This window comes from Brevundimonas sp. (assembly GCF_031082345.1).
Lineage (GTDB): Bacteria > Pseudomonadota > Alphaproteobacteria > Caulobacterales > Caulobacteraceae > Brevundimonas.
In genome coordinates this window covers 1-1,614 of record NZ_JAVHLH010000390.1, presented here as the reverse complement: position 1 = coordinate 1,614, position 1,614 = coordinate 1, and the positions used below count along the sequence as shown (strand labels likewise).

General features: G+C 72.6%; 1 protein-coding gene. It reads right to left on the bottom strand.

Translation table 11 applies throughout. The features are described 5' to 3' along the window. Positions 1–20: 20 nt before the first annotated feature. On the bottom strand, positions 21–1,538 hold the full coding sequence (locus RDU12_RS15650) for an aldehyde dehydrogenase family protein (RefSeq protein ID WP_308685586.1): 1,518 nt from the start codon (positions 1,536–1,538) through the stop codon (positions 21–23). Positions 1,539–1,614: the final 76 nt, after the last annotated feature.

Sequence of the window (1,614 nt, the reverse complement as noted above, 5' to 3'; positions counted from 1 at the left end):
GGACGGCTCTCCCCTCCCGCCTAGACGTCGAACTTCACGCCCTGGGCCAGCGGCAGGTCGCGGCTGAAATTCACCGTCTGGGTCTGGCGCCGCATATAGGCCTTCCAGGCGTCGGAGCCGGATTCGCGGCCGCCGCCGGTGTCCTTTTCGCCGCCGAAGGCCCCGCCGATCTCGGCGCCCGAGGGGCCGATGTTGACGTTGGCGATGCCGCAGTCGGAGCCCCAGGCGGAGAGGAATTGCTCGGCCTCGCGGAGGCTGTCGGTGAAGACGCAGGACGACAGGCCCTGGGGCACGGCGTTCTGCATCGCCACGGCCTCGTCGAAGTCCGACCAGGTCATGACGTAGAGGATCGGAGCGAAGGTCTCGTGCGCGACCACCGCGCTCTGGGCCGGCATGCGGACGATGGCGGGACGGACGTAGACGCCGTCGGTGACCTTGGAGGGGGCCACGCGGTCGCCGCCGACAACGACCTCGCCGCCCTGTTCGACCGCCTGGGCCAGGGCCGTATCGAAGCCTTGCGCCGAGGCGTCGTCGATCAGCGGGCCGACCAGCACGCCGGCCTCGCGCGGGTCGCCGACGGGCAGGGTGGCGTAGGCCTTCTTCAGACGCTCGATCAGACCATCGGCGATGCTGTCATGGACCAGCAGGCGGCGCAGGCTGGTGCAGCGCTGGCCGCAGGTGCCGACGGCCGAGAAGGCGATGGCGCGGACGGCCATGTCGAGGTCGGCGCTCGGCGTGACGATCATGGCGTTGTTGCCGCCGAGCTCCAGCAGGCTACGGCCGAGGCGGGCGGCGACGGTCTGGGCCACGGCGCGGCCCATGCGGGTCGAGCCGGTGGCGGAGACGAGCGGGATGCGCGGGTCGGCGGCGAGGCGTTCGCCCACGTCGCGGCCGCCGATCACGACCTGGGACAGGCCTTCGGGCGCGTCCCCGAAGCGGGCGAGGGCGCGGTCGAGGATGGCCCGGGTGGCGAGGGCCGTCAGGGGCGTCTTTTCCGACGGTTTCCAGATCACCGGGTCGCCGCAGACGAGGGCGAGGCAGGCGTTCCAGGCCCAGACCGCGACCGGGAAGTTGAAGGCCGAGATGACCAGCACCGGGCCCAGCGGCTGCCAGGTCTCGCGCATGTGATGGCCCGGGCGTTCCGAGGCGATGGTCAGGCCGTAGATCTGGCGCGACAGGCCGACGGCGAAGTCGCAGACGTCGATCATCTCCTGCACCTCGCCGAGGCCCTCGGAGACGATCTTGCCGGCTTCGAGTGTGACGAGGCGGGCGAGGTCGTCCTTCGCGGCGCGCAGCTCCTCGCCGAGCAGGCGGACCAGTTCTCCGCGGCGCGGGGCGGGCACGCGCTTCCAGGCGTGGAAGGCCTCGACGGAGCGGGCCACGGCGGCGTCGACGGCGGCCGAATCGGCCTCGGCCACGACAACGCCGGCCGAACCGTCGATCGGCGACCGGGTCGCGAGCCCGGCCCCGGCGAAGGCGGCCTCGGGCACGCCGAGGCGGCGCAGGATGTCACGGCTTTCGGCGGCGGCGGTGGTCATGGAGCGGCTCCGGCAAGGTCGAAGCGGCTTAACGGGGCCGGGCGCAAAGAGAAAGGCCGCCCCGTCGCCGGGGCGG